The sequence below is a fragment of the Shewanella marisflavi genome (assembly GCF_002215585.1).
GTDB classification, from domain to species: Bacteria; Pseudomonadota; Gammaproteobacteria; order Enterobacterales; family Shewanellaceae; genus Shewanella; species Shewanella marisflavi.
Genome location: NZ_CP022272.1, coordinates 2,006,720 through 2,024,680, shown reverse-complemented (window position 1 = coordinate 2,024,680; position 17,961 = coordinate 2,006,720). Strand labels below are relative to the sequence as shown.

Sequence of the window (17,961 nt, the reverse complement as noted above, 5' to 3'; positions counted from 1 at the left end):
GTTAGAAGCAAATAAATCAAACGAAATAAATCAATATAAACAGCAATATAAAATATAAATGCTCGCTAAAATTGATTTTGTGGTGAAAAAAAATCATCTTAGTTATTGCTTTTCTGGCTAACGCCCATCAGCTCAAGGTGCCTGTCTAACGAGGCCTTAATCGCCTGCTTCACCTTGTCTTCACCACACTTAAAAGGAAACCCCAGGTTCTGTGCGTGAGGATTGATAGGAGTCGCGACGTTAACCACCCGGTAACAGGTATCACCAAGCTTAACGATACGATTCGGGTCCAATTTACTGTCCAGGGTAATTGCCGTGTTATATTCATCGATTTTTGGCAGGGCTAACTGCGCCATCTGCCCATCCATCTCGCTTATCGATTTGGGCATTGTCGCCGCATCGGCCGCGCGCTGTACCAGCTTATCGATCAAGGCTTGACGATGCCTGGCCAGATAGTCTCCGGTGATGACGCCGAGCTCCCCAGCAAAAGGCCGCTGTTGAGGCGGCGCGTTATATTCTGTTAGATCTGGCGCCTCAAAGGTGAACCCTTGTTCTGCCACTCTCCTTGGCAGCTCTGGGTCGATATCATGGCTTTTTGCCTGACTCTTCTCGGCGCCGGCCGTCTGAGTTTGCTCATTACCCCGATCAGGACTGTGCTTCTGGATCAGTTGCTTCTGCGGGGGCGAGGCGCCAGGTGATTTCAGTTGGGATAGCGAGGTGAGACTCTGCTCCTCGGTAACAGGCTCAACTAATTGAGACTCAGATGATGTTTTTAGCGGCCCTGCTTGATTGGCTAATTCACGCGTGGTCATGGCCTCAAGTTGGGCAGCGCTCAGCATATAGGCACTTATCGCCTTGGTAGACGGCTCAGCGCGAGAGACGGGGCCATGGTATAACGGATAACGCCAATTAAGCATGGACAGTAGAAACAGATGTAGCAGCAAGACACCGAGCACAAGCATAAGATCTGTTAAGCTTATCCCTAGGAACTTATGCTGGCGCCGCTGGTGCTCAGCACTCTCCTCAAGCAAATCGAGGCAGGTTAGCGCAAGTGGCTCAGGACATACGGCGTTAAGCTTAATCGCCGACCAATGATACTCTTGTTCTGGTTGCCTTGGTTTATGCAGCTCCTGTGGCGTCACTTGCAAGAGGGACAGATCCTTTCCTTAGGTAACTTAGCGCTTTAGAGGCTAAGCTTGACCCATAAGTTCCACGTCCTGTTATAGGTGGACACTATATATATTAAAGTAATTTAAAATCAAACATTAAGAGTCACCTTAAACTTTTAAGCTTACATATGTACGCTAAAGTATTTCATTTGCGATAGCATACTGTTAGACTCAGCTTGAGGTCTAACCAGTCAATAGAGAGCATGATGCCGTCCCAAGAACTCCCCTTAAACCAAGCTGATCCCCTAGTGTCAATCGCCGCGCCCTATAGCCGCTCTGAAGAGCTGGCCAATGCGATGAGCCATGGACTCGGGGTGCTTGCCGGTATTCTGGCATTGATTTTTTCAATGATGAAAGGTTGGGATAGTCTCAGCGATCTGCAACTGGGTGGTATGTTGATCTACTGCCTGAGTATCATACTCCTGTTTCTCTGCTCAACCTTGTACCACAGCGTGTCTGATCCCAAGCTAAAACATAAGCTGAAGATTGCCGATCACTGCGCCATCTATCTGCTCATCGCCGGCACCTATACCCCACTCATGCTGATCCAATTAGGCAGCGCCGAAGCCGATGGAATATTGCTCGCCATCTGGTGTCTGGCACTCGGCGGGATCTTGTTTAAGACACTCTTTATCCACAGATTTAAGATCTTTAGTCTGGTGCTCTATCTGGTAATGGGTTGGTTGTGCGTTATCGTCATGAAACAACTGCTTGAGGCCATGAGCACCCTAGGTTTTCAGCTATTAATGGCCGGCGGGATTTTTTATAGTGTTGGGGTGATCTTCTATGTGGGTAAACGCATCCCCTATAATCATGCCATCTGGCATCTGTTTGTGCTGGCAGGAGCGCTCAGTCATTTTCTATGTGTCTATCTGACGGTGCTTTGACTTGACTATGCTCTGACATAAAGGCGTCAAACGCCGCATCCAGAACTTGCGCTTCATCTGACATCTCCATACCTCTTAGCAGGCTGATGATGCACTCTATGGTGCACAAGCCCTGATCCACCTGATTGCGCCTTAAACGATAACGAGAAGTGGATGCCTCTGACAGGCTTAAGCGCCGCGCCTGTTGCAGATAGGGGCTCTGACGGACCATCTTTCTGGCTTCCTGCCAGGTGGCATCCAAAATAATGATCTGCTGTGGTAACGGCGTCTGAGCCTCCTCTACTAAGGCTTCAAGGGTAAACGCTGGCGGGCTTTCATCACTTGGCGGAAAGAGTAACAGCGCCTCACCCGACTCGCAGGCCTGCTTAAGCCAAGCATCGGGCTCAACCCGTGACCAAGGCACACGGCGGCATAACTCAGGAAAATGCTGCAACGCCAGCGTGCCCGTATTGGAGGGACGCTCATATTCCCGCGCATGTGTGAGCAGTATAAATTTCATTTAACTAACTTCTTTGCGGTTTGCAGGCTCGATAAAGGCGCCAGTATACCCTAGCCAGGCGAGTGAGGTTAGCCTGGCGTCGACATAAATTAACGAGTATTTACGACATGTTAAGCAAGCTAGCGAAAGTCTCTCGCTTTTGGCTCAAAATTATTCACCATAGTAGAAACATCTATTAATCTGCCCGCAATGATATGACTCACCCCAGATTGGGTCTCAAGTATGCCCACTACCTTTAATATTTTTGATGTCAAAAAAGGCTGACGCTGCGCCCTGGCCGTTGCACTCCATACGATCACATTGATGTTACCCGTCTCATCCTCTAGGGTCACAAAGGTCACCCCCGAGGCGGTACCCGGACGCTGACGCCCCACTACCACGCCGGCGACATGTACCAACTGACCATGACGGCAATCCACCAATTGGGCCGCGCTTAAACACTCCTTTAGCTCTCCCCGCTCTCTGAGCTGCGCTATCACATGACGGCCCAGACTCAAACCAAGGTGGCGATAGTCGCTCTGCATGGCAGCCATCTCACTCGGCGCAGCCAACACTACCTGACTGCTCACAGGGGGTAAATCATCAAACAGCGGCAGACTCGGCTGGTACGCACTCAACTGCCAACGCGCCTGATACCTGTGCCCAGCCACAGTAAGCAGAGCATCGGCACTGGCAAGCAGCGTCAGGCAGGCAGAAGAGAGTCCGATCTCATACAACTGCTCGACCCGGGTAAAACCTGTCTCGGGACGCGCCTTAAGCAATCGGTCAATATCGGCCTGTTGCAGCCCCTTCACCTGGCGAAATCCTAGACGAATCGCCGCCCCCTGCTCCGCTTCAATCTCCACCAAACGATTGTCCCAATCACTGTGATTCACACACACAGGCAACACCATCACCCCATGGCGCTGTACATCCTGAATTAACTGCGACGGGCTATAAAAACCCATTGGCTGGCTGTTGAGTAAGGCGCAGCAAAACGCCGCCGGGTAATGATACTTAAGGTAGGCCGACGCATAGGCCAGCAAGGCAAAACTGGCAGAATGAGATTCGGGAAAACCATACTCGCCAAACCCTTTAATCTGCCGATAAATCTGCTCGGCAAAGCTCTTGCTATAACCCCGTTTCGCCATGCCGTTAAGGAGCTTGGTTTCAAACTGTGCCAGTTCACCGGTCCGCTTCCAGCTCGCCATCGCCCGGCGCAGCTGATCGGCCTCACCACCGCTAAATCCGGCCGCCACCATGGCCAGTTGGATCACCTGCTCCTGAAAGATAGGCACCCCCATGGTGCGCGACAGCACTGACTGCACCTCAGGGCTGGGATATTCCACAGTCTCCAGTCCATCGCGGCGACGCAGATAGGGATGCACCATATCACCTTGAATAGGACCCGGCCTGACGATGGCAATCTGCACCACAAGATCGTAATAACAAGCGGGTTTTAATCTGGGCAACATGGCACTCTGTGCCCGAGATTCGATCTGAAACACCCCTATGCTATCGCCAGCCTGCAACATGGCATAAACCTCGGCTTGTTCCCACTCCAGATCGGCCATGGTAAAGGGACGCTCAGGTGTACTTAACAGGGCGAAGGTTTTACGGATCGCCGTCAACATGCCCAGCGCCAGAATATCAACCTTTAGCAAGCCAAGGCTCTCAAGATCATCCTTATCCCACTGGATCACAGTGCGATCGACCATGGCCGCATTCTCAATCGGCACCAACTCAGACAAGGGGCCGGCTGAGATAATAAAGCCACCCACATGCTGCGACAGATGACGAGGAAATCCGATAAGGCTCTGCACCAGCGGCAGTAGCATACGCCCTCGCCCCGACTCTGGTAGCATGGCGGCGAGTTGAGCAGTCCAATGCTGCTTGGGATCGCGGCGATCGATCTTTTTTATCATAATGGCGATCTGCTCGGCATCTATCCCCAACACCTTGCCCACATCACCCATGGCACTCTTAAAGCGATAGCAGATCACCGCCGCTGCCAGGGCAGTCCGCTCCCGGCCATACTTGCGATAAATATATTGAATCACCTCCTCGCGCCGTTCATGCTCAAAATCCACATCGATATCCGGCGGCTCATTACGCTCTTTAGAGATGAAACGCTCGAACAACATGTTAATCTTGGTGGGGTCAACCTCAGTGATCCCCAAGCAGTAGCACACCACAGAGTTGGCTGCCGAGCCCCGCCCCTGATGCAGAATCTGCTGTGACTTGGCAAAGCAAACGATGTCATAGATGGTCAAGAAGAAATATTCATAACCCATCGCCTTGATAAGCGTTAACTCCTTTTCATACTGCAACCTGACCTTGTCAGGCACCCCCTCGGGAAAGCGCCGCTTGGCCCCCTCTCTCACGGCTTGGGCCAGGTACTCACAGGCCTGCATGCCAGCCGGTACCACCTCCGCGGGGTATTCATACTTAAGCTCATCTAAAGAGAAGTGACACTGGCGCGCCAGTGCAAGCCCCTTGTCTATCCAGGCCTGAGGATAACGCTTATATTGCGCCGCAATGGGTTTAAGGCTCGCCTCGGCATTGATAGAACATAGGGCCGCCCCACTGTCGAGATCCCGCCCATGAGCAATGCAGGTGAGTACATCAAGCAGTGGCTGACGAGAAGCGTCATGCATCCGTACGCCACCTGTGGCAACACAGGGAATGGTCAGCACCTCGCCCAGTCTTTGCCACAATTGCAAGTGAAGCGCTTCGCCCGGCAACAAGAGCCGCTCCATCAAGAGGTGCAACCGGGTTGAAAACGCCCGCTTTAGCTCTGCGCCAATCTGTCGCAGATGTTCCTGATATACCACCAGCAGTTCTCCCTCATCCAACGCAGTGCTAAGCGTTAGCTGAAATTGGGCCAAGGAAGGAGGCCGCCATAACACTAGGCTCTCTTGCTGTTTCAAGAGGCTATTGAGACTCACCTTGTACTCCCCCTTTCCCTGACTGCGTCTTGCCTGGGTGATCAGTGCGCTGATCTCCCCATAGGCTACGCGGCTGGGTGCCAGCAGGACGAACAGGCCCTCATCGAGATGAAACTCGGCACCTAAGATCAATTTAAGATCGCAGCGCTTGGCCGCTTCGTGAGCCTTCACCACCCCGGCAAAGGAACATTCATCGGTCAATGCCAGCGCCTGATAGCCCAGCAGGCTGGCCTGCTCCACCAGCTCATGGGGATGGGAGGCGCCGCGCAGGAAGCTGTAATTAGAGAGTGCATGCAGCTCGGCGTACATTAAGCAAACCATCCCTGTAAAAATAACCCCTGAGGCGTGCGAAACACCCAGCACAGTCCACCTTGCTCCATTTGAGCCAGGTAATAATCTCGCGGCGCCTCATTCCCCCAGGGAGAGAGCAGGCGCTCGGGTCCCTTTAGCAGAGTCACTTGTTCTGGCAAGATAGGTTCTGGCTGACGCAGCAACCAGCTGGGGCGGATTCGCCCATCACAGCTCCCCTGGGCCAGATCAACTTGCAACCCCGCACTCTCACTCAGAGCACGTGTCTTTCCCTGATAACTGGCCTTGGGCTCGGCGCACTCATGACTGCTTTGCCAAGCTGCACCTTGGGGCGTCTGGCGCCATTGTGAAAAGGAGCGGCTCTGCCAACTGTGTTCAGGAAGATGATGGCTGCAATTGCTAACGCCCTTCACCTTCTCGGCGCCCAAGCGAGCCTCAAGCAGAGATAACAGCCGCATACTCACATCTGACTTGCCCTGACTCTGGTACCAGTTAGGGGTTTGTACCGCCAGCGCGACTAAGGTATCGGCTTCGACCTCCAGGCTGATCACGGGCGCCGCTAAGGACAAGCTGTCGAGCTGCACGCGGCACAGCTTGAGCAAGGCATCGGCCCTGTGCTCGGCAAAAGGATAGCGGATATCGCAGCGCAGCGGCGTCATCGTCAGGTCGCGAAACACTAAGGTCAAACGTAAAGCCAATACTGCCTGCTGACGCTGCATAAGATAGCTCGATAAGGTTGCGAGCATGCGACTCAGTGGAAACGCCAGTCCTTCGAGATGACTCACCTCATAGAGCAAGGCAAGCTTATGCTGATAGCTCTCGGGCGGTTGATAGAATCTGTGCACCTGAGGTAACTGACCTTTAAGCTGGGCAAGTAGGGTCAGCATCGCCTCTCCAAAGCGTTCACCCAACTCACTCAGGGGCAAGGCGAGTAACTCCTGCGTCTGTGTTAGCCCCATGTTTTCACAGGCGCGCTGCACCGAGAGCGGTAAGGGTAAGGCTGAGATAGCCAGAGGCGCCAGCTGCATTAGAGTCACTTGAGGCAAGACCTGCTGTGTGTTTTCCTCCTCGCCAACACGGGCCTGTGCGTCAGCTGCTTGGGCGACTTCCTCCCCCGCTTTAGCCTCAAGGGTCACATCTTTTTGAGTGAATATGAGCCGCTCCGGCCACGACATGGGCTGATATCTGGCCCCCAACTGTGCCAGCAAGGGATTCTGAGCTAAGGCAAACTGACATTCGAGACCATAAGCGACTGCGGCGCTATGATATTGCCTTAACAGCTGATTTAAACTGCCAAAGACTTTCACCATGGAGCCCACCTCAAACAACAAAGTATCTGTCACCTGTAGCTGATCATCTCGCTTGCTCCCATCGAAGGGACACACCATGGGCACCACTCTGGCGCTATAAGCATAACTCCATTGACACAGCCAATCGCTGGCGCTCTGACTGAGGCTATTATCATAGGTCAATAGCTGCAGTGATGGGCAGAGGGTCTGCGCCGTGGCGATGCTCTGGCCCACCTCTACCCCTTGGTTGGCTGCTGCCTGAGAACTGAGCAATATTTGGCTCGATTGACGCTCATAAAGAGCCAATGCCGCGCCAGGCTCTATCCCCTGATGGTAGCTTTGATATTGAAGTAGCCAATGGGGAAAATATACCGCCAGCCACAACATCTAAGTGCTCCAGGGCCCTTGCACAACCTGTCCTCCCGCCAGAGACGAAGGCGTATCGCCCTTCAGACTCTGCGCCAGCAGTTCAGGTAGCAAAGACAAGCTAAACTTAGGCGCAGGCCAGCCACCACGGCGCTTAAGAATATCCACCTGAGTGGCGAAAGCAGAGGACTTCCCCGCCAGCTCTGGCTGCAGGGCTAGCCGTAGCGGCACAGGATGTGGCTGCACCTTGAGCTTACTCGGTAGATAACAGACACACAGGCTCTCTCCCTTCTCACAGGCAAGTTGCAAACGTCTGGCCTGACTCGTGCTGAGCTGATCGAGCCAACATAACACCAAGGGAGATACGCCGCTGGTTAAGATCTGTTCGAGCGCCCACAGCTGCTCTTTAGGCACCTGGGTATCCACCCACAACAGACGGCTGACATCTATACCCTGCATAAGCAGCTGCTGAGGGTAAGGCACATGTGGCGGCGCCACCAGACTCACCAGACTTGCAGCACCGCTTTGCCGCGAACGGCTGGGAATTAATCGGCGCATAAGGGGGAGCACAAGGCTTAGCTCGCCTATACCCTCACAGCTATAGAAGATCTCGCACAGTCCATGGGCCGGCCAGCCCCCATGCCCCAGATAACGATTAAGCTCGGGATAACCGCTATCTTGACCCAACGGTCCGGGATAATAGGCATCACCGCGCCAGAGATCGGCACGTTCGAGCAAACGTTCAAGTTGAGGATCTGCCAAGGCCATAATACACCCACTCTTAGTCGGCTTACCTACAAGTTAAGCTAAGCCAAAAACAATAATACTGTATATAAACACAGTATATTTATAATTGGCCAGATCGCAAGAGAGAAACACTAAGATCAGTCACACTGACGGCTCATTTTTTAGGCGCCAGCGGCGGACAGGCACAAAAAAACCACCCTAAGGTGGTTTTATCGGCTGAGCCTTGGGTTAACGGTACTTCTTAACCTTCTTCAACGCGATCTGCTGCTTGAGCGGCGACAGATGTTCGATGAAAACTTTACCGTCGAGATGATCCATCTCATGTTGCAATACGATAGCCAGGAAATCATCGCTCTCTATCTCAAAGGCCTCTCCCTGACGATCAAGCGCCTTAACCTTAACCTGCTCGAAACGGCTCACCTTGGCGCGATAACCCGGAATTGACAGGCAAGCTTCCTCACCCACTATCTCGCCTGAGCGCTCAACAAACTCTGGGTTGATCAGCACTAGGGGTTGATCGCGATCTTCAGAGAGGTCAATAACCAAGATGGCATGCTCACTGCCCACCTGGGTAGCTGCCAGCCCAATACCGTCATCCGTGTGATACATGGTTTCGATCAGATCATCGATAAAACCTTGCACGGCGGTGACATCTTCTACAGGCTTTGCCTTACGTTTCAGGCGCTCATCGGGAATGGTCAATATATCGAGTACAGGCATAGTGTGCGGTTCTGGCTCTTAAAAATGGCTAAAAAGTGGCGCCATTATGACCTAAATCACATTAAAGGCAACTGCAAACCCATGGTTTTCATCCCTGCAAAGCCAAACCGTGCCCCCGATTGACTTGTAATTCATCAGCGTAGCCGATAGCATGAAACCATAAACTGTATACAATATACGAGAATAAGAATGTCAAACCTGAAACGTACCCCTTTGCCAAGTACCTTTTATGTGGCCAACACCATGGAGATCTTCGAGCGACTCGCCTGGTATGGCTTCTTTACGCTCTCCTCTCTCTATATGACCTCTCCTGCTCACCAGGGAGGCTTAGGCTTTAGTGAGCAAGAGCGCGGCCTACTGCAGGGGATGATCCCCTTCTTTCTCTACCTCTTTCCTGTACTTACTGGTGCCCTGGCCGATCGCTATGGCTACCGCAAGATGTTTCTACTGGCCTATGCCATCATGTGTCCCAGCTACTTCTTACTAGGTCAGGTGAGCAGTTTCAGCGGCTTCTTTATCGCCTTCATGGGCGTCGCCATCGGCGCCGCCTGCTTTAAGCCCGTGGTGACAGGCACAGTGGCACGCACCACAGACCACACCAATCGAGGCTTGGGTTTTGGCATCTTTTATATGATGGTCAATGTCGGAGGTTTCCTCGGCCCCTTTATTGCCGGCTATGTGCGCGCAATTAGCTGGGACTGGGTCTTCATCATGTCGGCCATTTGGATTGGTATTAACTTTATTCCGGCGCTCTTTGTCTACAAGGAGCCAACCGATCCCCACCAGCAACGCGGTAAGTCACTTTCTCAGGTACTGATGGACATTCAACAGGTACTGGGCAATGCCCGTTTCGCCCTGCTGTTTTTCGGCACCTTAGTGATCTTGATGTCCTACGGCGCCAAATGGATCGACGGTGAGCAATGCCTGCTTATCTATATTATCTGGTTTAGCCTGCACTTTATTTGGAATACACTGGCCAAGGCCGACAGCAAGGCTCCCTGGTATAAACAAAAAATTGCCTTGGGGAATAAATCCTTTGTGATCTATCTGCTTATTCTGTCTGGTTTCTGGATGGTCTATCAGCAGATCTTTATCACCCTGCCTATTTATATTCGTGACTTTGTTGATACCTCAGATCTGGTCTCAATGCTCGCCGCTTGGCCGTCTCTGCTCGACTTCTTCGCCCCGGTAGATCTCAGCCTACTGAGCGACGAGCTTCTAGGCGCCGCCAAGGGCTACGCTTTGGGTAGCCTGAGCCTGTCACAGGCCTATTTTGACCTGGTGCATGCCAAGGTGATGATCCCAAAGGAGGCATTGGGTGACGCCCTGCGCGCCATCGCCGAGCACCCTGAGCTCGCGAGCCAATATAGCCAACAGTTTGCCCAGCAATATCGTCAGGTGAATCCAGAATACCTTATCGGGCTCAACTTTCTCTCCATCGTGCTGATGCAGGTAATGGTCAGCCGTATCGCCGAGAAGTTCAGTCCACTGCCGGTATTGGTTGCCGGCACGCTGATCCTGGCACTGGGGACCGCCCTTGGGGGCCTAGCCCACGGCCTGCTTATGGGCGGCGCTATGGTACTGACCTCTATCTTAGTCTTCTCTGTCGGTGAGATGGTCGCCTCTCCCAAGAGTCAAGAGTATGTCGCCAGCTTTGCCCCTGAAGATAAAAAAGCCATGTTTATGGGCTACTATTTTGTCTCCTCAGCCATTGGCTTTTTGCTGGCAGGCCCGCTGTCTGGTTACCTCTATGCCGAGGTCGCTAAAGGCGCGGAACAACCGGCGCTGATGTGGTACATCATAGGAGGATTCGGCCTACTTGCCGCCATCGGCCTAGTCATGTTCCACCGCTTTGGTGCCAAACAGCAAACGCTCTCAAACAGCCTTCCAACAGAATCTGCCGTAGAAGTAAGCTAACCCCTTCGTAAATGGCGCTGCATCTGGCTTATCAGGTGCAGCGCCAGACGATATCCATGCTTTTATCTTAGAAATTCTTAAAAAACTGGTTTACTCTCAGTAGATAACTACTGAATTTGCCTGCTTCATGGCTTGACGGAGTAAGATTGAACCAGAGCGCACTATCGCCGATGGCGAAAATATGGCACGTAGTTGCCCTGATCCCCGAAGGTCACGTCAGCTCCTATGGCAAAATCGCCGATCTGGCGGGCCTGCCAGGGCGAGCCCGTTATGTGTCCCGCGCCCTTAAGATGGCGCCCGAGACCCTGCAACTACCTTGGCACAGGGTGATCAATAGCCAAGGCAAGATCGCCTTTCCCGAAACCAGTCCCCATTTTATCGAGCAGCTGCAAAAATTAAGAAGTGAAGCGATAGAAGTGAACCGTGGTAAGGTTAAACTGTCAAAATATGAGTGGCAGCCAGATCTTGCTACCTTAATGTTTGCATTACCCTTTTAACTTACCTAAAGCGGGAGAAAGCCTTGTCGATATTTAAGTCTGCATTGATCATTTCAGGTTTCTTCAGCGTCGCGCTCAACGCCCACGCCAATGCCAATGCCAATGCCAATGCCAACGAGCACCCGTTGACACCACACACGGCTGAATACCAGGTAAACTATGGCAGCATAGAGCTGGGTAAGGCGCGCTATCAATTACCCGCTCCTGAGGATAACCTGTATCAGTACCGCTTCGACAGCGATATCAGCCTCTTGGTGTTATGGGATAAGCGCACAGTGATCAGCACCTTCAAAAAGCAGGGTGAGCAACTGATGCCAATGCGCTACACCCACAGTCGCAGTGGCACAGGCTCTGACTATCAGGAGCAAGCAGCCTATGTACTGGATCAGCAGTTGGTACACAGTCACTACAAGGATGAGCGGGCCAAATTCCCCTACACGCCAGATCTCTACGATCCTCTCATGGCACAACTACAGTTTAGGCTCGACATCATGCAGGGCACCGACAAATTGCATTATAAGATGCTCAAGAGCGGTGAAATTGACGAATATGATTTTAAGGTGATCGGTAAAGAGCGTATGGTGCTCCCCAGCGGTACCTATGAGACAGTCAAAATAGAAGTCGTGCGCGACAACGACAAACGCCAGACCTTCTTCTGGATGTCACCCAAGCTAGGCTACCTGCCAATCAGGCTCACCCATTTTGAAAAGGGAGACAAGCAGCTGGACATCACGCTTCTCAATTATCAATACAGTGCGCCCACCATGGTGCAGACTGATGAACAAACCAAGGAACAGGCCAAGGTGCAAAGTGACAAACAGGCCCAGCCATAACCTTATCAAAAAGGGGCCAACGGCCCCTTTCTCTATAACGACTAGTCGTTTACCGCTTGACTCAATAGGAGCTCCCCCCGAGAAAAGAGCTTCCACTCACCCGGTTGTAATATCTGCCAGTTTTCATTGTCGGTTAGTGGTCGCGTCGCAATAACGGTCACGATATCATTGGGAGTCGTTTCTTTATCGAAATCGATCACCACATCGGTATCGATAAGCTTCGCCTTACCAAAGGGCGCACGCCGGGTAATATGGCAAAGATTATTGCTGCAATAGCTCATCAAATGCTCGCCGTCACTTAAGATCATGTTAAACACCCCTAAGGCGCGGATCTCATCGGCAAGTTCGGCAATAAACTGATAGACGGGCAAGAGATCTTCGGGGGCCTGCTCGCCAAAACGTTCAACCACCTTTTCTAAGATCCAGCAAAATGCCAACTCACTGTCGGTGTCGCCGACCGGCTGATAACGACTAACCACAAACTTTTCAAGATAATCACTCAGCTGACCATTGTGGGCATAGGTCCAGTAACGTCCCCACAGCTCACGGGTAAAAGGATGAGTGTTTTCCAGCGATACACAGCCACGATTAGCCTGACGGATATGGCTCACCACGACCTCACTCTTTATCGGGTAAGATTTGATCAACTGCGCCACATGGGACTGACTGCTTGGTGATGCATCTTTAAAGGTGCGGCTTCCCTTACCCTCGTAGAAGGTGATCCCCCAACCATCAACATGAGGACCTGTGACACCACCACGCTCGGCCAATCCAGTAAAACTGAACACTATATCGGTTGGCACATTGGCACTCATGGCCAGCAACTCACACATAAAAAAACACACCTTAGGTCACTATTACGTATCTCAATTTATTCTAACTAGTTGGCCCCCATTGTGGAATGCTCGCTAAAACAAAAAAAGTTAAACGATTGTTTGAAAAATGCTTGTATAAAACCCGCCAAGGGGTTAGATTTTATGCGACACAGGTCTGACCACCATCTATAATTGTGATGACGGTCATATAAAAAATGCTGACATAGAGCAGCTTTCGGTCGCTATTGAAGGAGATTAACCGTGACTAGCTTACTTTGGATTTTTGTGATGCTCTTTGCATTAGGTGCTTTAGCCTATCTAAGAGTGTCCCTGCTTACCTCGACTATCATTGCGGCTGTTGTGATGGTGGTGGGGACGGCAACAGCGAGCATTTCCCCCTTAGCTTGGCTGGTGTTTCTCGCCATCGCCCTGCCCCTTAACATTGGCGCCTTCAGAAAAAGCGTGATCACTCGCCCGCTACTAAAGCTTTATAAGGGGATCATGCCTGAAATGTCATCGACCGAAAAAGAAGCCATTGAGGCCGGCACCACTTGGTGGGAAGCCGATCTTTTCGCCGGTAAACCTAACTGGAAAAAGCTACACAACTATCCAATGGCGCGCCTTACCGCGGCAGAGCAAGCCTTTATTGACGGCCCTGTAGAAGAAGTCTGTAAGATGCTGAACCAGCATCAAGTGTCACATCAATTGGGCGATCTGCCTGAATCTATCTGGCAATACCTGAAGGACAACGGCTTCTTTGCCATGATCATCAAGAAAAAATACGGTGGTCTGGAATTCTCTGCCTATGCTCAATCCCGCGTACTGCAAAAATTAGCCGGCGTTAGCAGCGAACTGGCTTCCACCGTTGGTGTACCTAACTCATTAGGCCCTGGTGAACTCCTACAACACTACGGCACACCCGCGCAGCAAGACCATTACTTGCCACGTCTGGCCAAAGGATTGGAAGTACCTTGTTTTGCCCTTACCAGTCCCGAAGCAGGTTCAGATGCCGGCGCGATCCCAGATTTTGGTATCGTCTGTAAGGGCCAGTGGCAAGGTGAAGAAGTACTGGGGATGAAACTGACCTGGAACAAGCGTTACATCACCCTGGCTCCGATCGCGACCGTACTGGGACTGGCCTTTAAGCTGCAAGATCCCGACAAGTTGCTTGGCGACAAGGAAGAGCTGGGTATCACCTGCGCCTTGATCCCAACAGATATCCCCGGCGTTGAAACCGGTCGTCGTCACTTCCCGCTTAACTGTATGTTCCAAAACGGACCGACACGAGGCAAAGAGGTATTTGTACCGCTCGACTTCATCATAGGCGGCCCAGAGATGGCGGGTCAGGGCTGGCGCATGCTGGTTGAGTGTCTGTCAGTGGGTCGTGGTATCACCCTACCCTCTAACTCAGCAGGTGGTGTAAAGACAGCTGCCGTTGCAACCGGTGCTTATGCCCGAATTCGTCGCCAGTTCAAGCTGCCTATCGGTAAGCTTGAGGGGATCGAAGAGCCTATGGCGCGCATCGGCGGTAATGCCTACCTGATGGATGCCGTCACCACGCTCACCACCACGGGGATCGATCTTGGCGAGAAACCTTCGGTTATCTCTGCCATCGTTAAGTATCACCTGACCGACAGAATGCAAAAGTGCGTCATCGACGCCATGGACATTCACGGCGGTAAAGGGGTCTGTCTGGGTGAAAACAACTACCTGGGCCGTGGCTACCAGGCGGCACCTATCGCCATTACCGTAGAAGGGGCCAACATTTTAACCCGCTCTATGATTATCTATGGTCAAGGAGCAATTCGTTGCCATCCTTACGTACTGGCAGAGATGGAGTCGGCCTTCGATCCAGATCCAAACAAAGCATTGAACGATTTTGACTCGGCGCTATTTGGCCACATCGGCTTTACTACCAGCAACCTGGTACGCAGTTTCTGGTTGGGTCTGACCTCGAGCTACTTCTCAAGCAGCCCATACGGGGATAAAACCAAGCGTTACTACCAGCACATGAACCGTTTCAGCGCTAACCTGGCATTGCTATCGGATCTCGCCATGGCAACTCTTGGCGGCGGTCTCAAGCGTAAAGAGCGTGTCTCTGCCCGTCTGGGCGATCTCTTAAGTCAGCTCTACTTAGCCTCAGCCACCTTGAAACGCTATCAAGATGAAGGACGCCAAACTGAAGATCTACCTTTGGTACAGTGGGCCGTGGAAGATGCCTTGTACAAGCTGCAAGACTCGCTGGACGATCTGCTTAACAACTTCCCTATGGGCCTGGGCCGCGTGTTAAGGGTTATCCTGTTCCCATTTGGTCGTCCGCTGAAGCGCCCAAGCGATGTTCTGGATCATAAAGTGGCTAAGATCATGCAAACCCCATGTGCTAGCCGTGAGCGCTTGGGCAAGGGCCAGTTCTGGACCCCATCGCAGTTCAACGCAGTGGGTATCCAAGAACAAACCTTTAAAGATATCCTCGCTTGTGAGCCGCTACACGATAAGATCTGCAAGGCAACGGGCAAGCGTCACCCCTTCATGTGGCTGGATAAGTTAGCCGCCGAAGGCAAAGCGCTGGGGATTTTGAGTGATGAGGAAGTGGCTCTGCTTGAGCGAGCCGAGATAGGCCGCATGAAGTCAATCAATGTCGACGACTTCGATCCTGCTGAGCTTAGGGCACAAACCTTAAGTGATGAGACCCAGCACCAAGCCGCCTGAAAACCAGATGGCTTAAGATGAAAAAAGGAGGCCATAGCCTCCTTTTTTGTTGCCCGCAATGTCAATGAGAACCTAAGGGCGCCTCGCTGCGGCCCTATCTCACCACTTAACCGGCCGCTTCCTCTTTGGTCACTAACGGCTGTGGCTCATCAAGGTTTGGGCTCTGTTCTTGCTCTTTCTTCTCATCGGCTAACTGAGCCTCCATCAGAGCCTCTTCAGGCAATAGACTGATCAACTCTATGCCCACAGGCAAGGTATCAACCGCCTCGGTGATCAGCTTAACCTTGCCCTCCTGCAAATAAATTAAAGGTAAGGCACCTTCACCGTAACGCTGCTTAAAGTCGGCGAAGGTAAAGTTCTCGGTTAAGCTGGTACTCTTTATCTTGCCCCCCTTGGCCATGATGCTGGCGAGCCTTGCATAGGTCACGTTATCACCAAACAGACACAAGCGTTTAAGATAAGCCTCAGAAAGCTGATGACGAGCGCTGTTGCCTTCACCACTGCTTAAGCCAAATACTTTATTCTTCCCAAGAATATCCTGAAAATGAAAAGTCACTAAGGGATTGAGCTGACGATAGGGAGACAAAACCAAAAGGCGCCCAACGCCGCCCAGATCTAACGCGTTGTCGGCATGCTCAGAAGTGGGATTCCCAAAATAGACAGGAATATTGTCCATGCGTGACAGACGTATGTTGTCCCAGTTATTGTCGGCGAGTACCACCTGCACATTCTTTTGGATCAAGACTTTGGCCAGAGCCCTGGCAAACTTGGACGCACCAAAAATCAGCAGCCCCTGAGCCGAGCCCGCCTGTACCCCCAAAAACCGCGCCCATGCTCCGGCCGTCAGGCTTTGAGCCACCACAGTACCTATGATGATCAAAAATACCAGCGGCACTATCTTATCGGCGCCCGCCACGCCAAGGCGCTCAAGTTTTATGGCAAACAGTGACGATACCGCCGCGGCGACTATCCCCCTAGGTGCCACCCAACTTAAAAACCACTTATCGGCCCTAGGCAGTGAAGTGCCAATAGCGCAGCACCAAACGCTTAGTGGCCGCGCGATAAACATCACCACTAGCAATAGTGCCAGCCCTTGCCACCCCAACTGCATCAGGGCGTTAGAATCTAGCCTGGCCGCTAGCAAAATAAACAGGCCCGAAATAAACAGCACGGTCAGTGTTTCTTTAAACTCGATGATCTCTGCGATGTCGACCCCGCGCATATTGGCTAACCAGATCCCCATGACAGTAACCGTCAGCAAGCCTGATTCTTCCTGCAACAAATTGGACCCAACAAAGGCCCCTAACATGATAGTGAGTACAGCGGTATTTTTAAGGTAATGGGGTACCCAGGCGCGGCGCAGCATCACCCCTATACCGTAACCAAACAGCGCCCCTAACCCCAGCCCGACCGCGAGCATAGACATTAAAGATAACAGGACATGACTGGCTGGCTCGGCGGCAACCGCCAGGTATTCAAACACCAACACCGCAAGCAAAGCACCTATAGGATCGATAACTATCCCTTCCCAACGTAAAATACTCGCCAGTTGCGATTTGGGCTTGATACTGCGCAGCATAGGCACTATCACGGTCGGGCCTGTCACCACCACTAAGGCGCCAAAGAGCATGGCCATCTGCCAGGAGAAATCCATAATAAAATGGGTCGCCACACCGATACACAGCCAAGTCACCAAGGTGCCAATAGAAACTAAGTGGGTGACCATGCGGCCGTGATCGCGGATCTCGGAAAAATTGAGCGTTAAGGCCCCTTCAAACAAGATAACCGCCACCCCTAAAGAGATGATAGGAAATAACAGATCGCCAAATATGGCGTCGGGATCCAACAGATTAAAAACAGGCCCAACCAAGAGGCCACAAAGCAGCAAGGGCAATATCGCCGGTAAGCGCAAGCGCCAGCCAAGCCACTGACACACAATCGACAAGATCCCCACTAGGCCCAACATGCCTGTGATCTGCTCTACCATCATCTTCATCCTTAAACAGCCCAAGGCAAGCTAGCCCAGTAATTAGCATGAGTATAGTCAAGACACGCCATTAGATAGACGTGTGCTCATTCCATTTTCTGCAAGATAACACTGCTAGCTCAAATGTATAGCGCAACTTAAAAGGCTAAACCTAAGCACCTATCAGTCTGTGCAAATTCAAATGAAGAGATATTGAGATACAAAAAAGCCCCGTCATTACTGACGAGGCTTAGTTGTCGTTGGCACAGCGGACGGGACTCGAACCCGCGACCCCCGGCGTGACAGGCCGC

At 52.0% G+C, this 17,961-nt stretch carries 13 protein-coding genes; 5 read left to right on the top strand and 8 right to left on the bottom strand.

Features of this window, described 5'->3' with window-relative positions:
- Positions 1 to 98 precede the first annotated feature (98 nt).
- Positions 99 to 1,142, bottom strand: coding sequence for a hypothetical protein (locus CFF01_RS08795; protein ID WP_408640516.1), 1,044 nt, complete (start codon positions 1,140 to 1,142; stop codon positions 99 to 101).
- Positions 1,143 to 1,375: 233 nt separating this feature from the next.
- On the opposite strand from CFF01_RS08795, the gene trhA reads away from it, so the two are divergent.
- Complete coding sequence (gene trhA, locus CFF01_RS08790; protein WP_088904552.1) at positions 1,376 to 2,056, top strand: PAQR family membrane homeostasis protein TrhA; 681 nt, start codon at positions 1,376 to 1,378, stop codon at positions 2,054 to 2,056.
- Here the strand turns inward: trhA and CFF01_RS08785 are convergent.
- From CFF01_RS08785 to def, 5 genes are all read right to left on the bottom strand, one after another.
- Entirely contained in the window at positions 2,019 to 2,555 is a 537-nt protein-coding gene (locus tag CFF01_RS08785) for a tRNA-uridine aminocarboxypropyltransferase (protein WP_088904551.1), read from the bottom strand. The genes trhA and CFF01_RS08785 overlap by 38 nt on opposite strands.
- A 119-nt stretch (positions 2,556 to 2,674) precedes the next feature.
- Positions 2,675 to 5,791 (bottom strand): error-prone DNA polymerase, encoded by a 3,117-nt coding sequence (locus CFF01_RS08780; protein ID WP_088904550.1) that lies wholly within the window; start codon positions 5,789 to 5,791, stop codon positions 2,675 to 2,677.
- A complete protein-coding gene (locus tag CFF01_RS08775) occupies positions 5,791 to 7,467 on the bottom strand; it encodes a Y-family DNA polymerase (protein WP_088904549.1) in 1,677 nt (558 codons plus the stop codon). The genes CFF01_RS08780 and CFF01_RS08775 overlap by 1 nt, the downstream gene beginning before the upstream one ends.
- Positions 7,468 to 8,214: a translesion DNA synthesis-associated protein ImuA gene (imuA, locus tag CFF01_RS08770; RefSeq protein WP_088904548.1), complete on the bottom strand. Its 747-nt coding sequence runs from the start codon at positions 8,212 to 8,214 to the stop codon at positions 7,468 to 7,470. It abuts the gene before it with no gap.
- Positions 8,215 to 8,421: 207 nt separating this feature from the next.
- On the bottom strand, positions 8,422 to 8,913 hold the full coding sequence (def, locus tag CFF01_RS08765; protein WP_033538082.1) for a peptide deformylase: 492 nt from the start codon (positions 8,911 to 8,913) through the stop codon (positions 8,422 to 8,424).
- A 189-nt stretch (positions 8,914 to 9,102) separates the two neighbouring features.
- On the opposite strand from def, the gene CFF01_RS08760 reads away from it, so the two are divergent.
- The 3 genes from CFF01_RS08760 to CFF01_RS08750 all read left to right on the top strand — a co-directional run bounded on the left by CFF01_RS08760 (position 9,103) and on the right by CFF01_RS08750 (position 12,160).
- Positions 9,103 to 10,830 (top strand): MFS transporter, encoded by a 1,728-nt coding sequence (locus CFF01_RS08760; protein ID WP_088904547.1) that lies wholly within the window; start codon positions 9,103 to 9,105, stop codon positions 10,828 to 10,830.
- Between the two features lie 170 nt (positions 10,831 to 11,000).
- A complete protein-coding gene (locus CFF01_RS08755) occupies positions 11,001 to 11,327 on the top strand; it encodes an MGMT family protein (protein WP_033538222.1) in 327 nt (108 codons plus the stop codon).
- A 47-nt stretch (positions 11,328 to 11,374) separates the two neighbouring features.
- Positions 11,375 to 12,160 (top strand): DUF3108 domain-containing protein, encoded by a 786-nt coding sequence (locus tag CFF01_RS08750; RefSeq protein WP_408640515.1) that lies wholly within the window; start codon positions 11,375 to 11,377, stop codon positions 12,158 to 12,160.
- Between the two features lie 41 nt (positions 12,161 to 12,201).
- On the opposite strand, the gene CFF01_RS08745 is transcribed toward CFF01_RS08750, so the two are convergent.
- On the bottom strand, positions 12,202 to 12,993 hold the full coding sequence (locus CFF01_RS08745; protein WP_033538080.1) for a class II glutamine amidotransferase: 792 nt from the start codon (positions 12,991 to 12,993) through the stop codon (positions 12,202 to 12,204).
- A gap of 243 nt (positions 12,994 to 13,236) precedes the next feature.
- On the opposite strand from CFF01_RS08745, the gene fadE reads away from it, so the two are divergent.
- Positions 13,237 to 15,684 (top strand): acyl-CoA dehydrogenase FadE, encoded by a 2,448-nt coding sequence (gene fadE / locus CFF01_RS08740; protein WP_088904546.1) that lies wholly within the window; start codon positions 13,237 to 13,239, stop codon positions 15,682 to 15,684.
- 106 nt (positions 15,685 to 15,790) lie between these two features.
- On the opposite strand, the gene CFF01_RS08735 is transcribed toward fadE, so the two are convergent.
- Positions 15,791 to 17,671 (bottom strand): cation:proton antiporter, encoded by a 1,881-nt coding sequence (locus tag CFF01_RS08735; protein ID WP_088905917.1) that lies wholly within the window; start codon positions 17,669 to 17,671, stop codon positions 15,791 to 15,793.
- Positions 17,672 to 17,961 lie beyond the last annotated feature (290 nt).

Bases quoted from the DNA above. Each gene is read 5' to 3' on its own strand.
- CFF01_RS08735 (WP_088905917.1), bottom strand. From the start codon at position 17,671: ATGGTAGAGCAGATCACAGGCATGTTGGGCCTAGTGGGGATCTTGTCG.
- imuA (WP_088904548.1), bottom strand. From the start codon at position 8,214: ATGGCCTTGGCAGATCCTCAACTTGAACGTTTGCTCGAACGTGCCGAT.
- CFF01_RS08775 (WP_088904549.1), bottom strand. From the start codon at position 7,467: ATGTTGTGGCTGGCGGTATATTTTCCCCATTGGCTACTTCAATATCAA.
- CFF01_RS08785 (WP_088904551.1), bottom strand. From the start codon at position 2,555: ATGAAATTTATACTGCTCACACATGCGCGGGAATATGAGCGTCCCTCC.
- trhA (WP_088904552.1), top strand. From the start codon at position 1,376: ATGCCGTCCCAAGAACTCCCCTTAAACCAAGCTGATCCCCTAGTGTCA.
- def (WP_033538082.1), bottom strand. From the start codon at position 8,913: ATGCCTGTACTCGATATATTGACCATTCCCGATGAGCGCCTGAAACGT.
- CFF01_RS08780 (WP_088904550.1), bottom strand. From the start codon at position 5,791: ATGTACGCCGAGCTGCATGCACTCTCTAATTACAGCTTCCTGCGCGGC.
- CFF01_RS08745 (WP_033538080.1), bottom strand. From the start codon at position 12,993: ATGTGTGAGTTGCTGGCCATGAGTGCCAATGTGCCAACCGATATAGTG.
- CFF01_RS08755 (WP_033538222.1), top strand. From the start codon at position 11,001: ATGGCGAAAATATGGCACGTAGTTGCCCTGATCCCCGAAGGTCACGTC.
- CFF01_RS08760 (WP_088904547.1), top strand. From the start codon at position 9,103: ATGTCAAACCTGAAACGTACCCCTTTGCCAAGTACCTTTTATGTGGCC.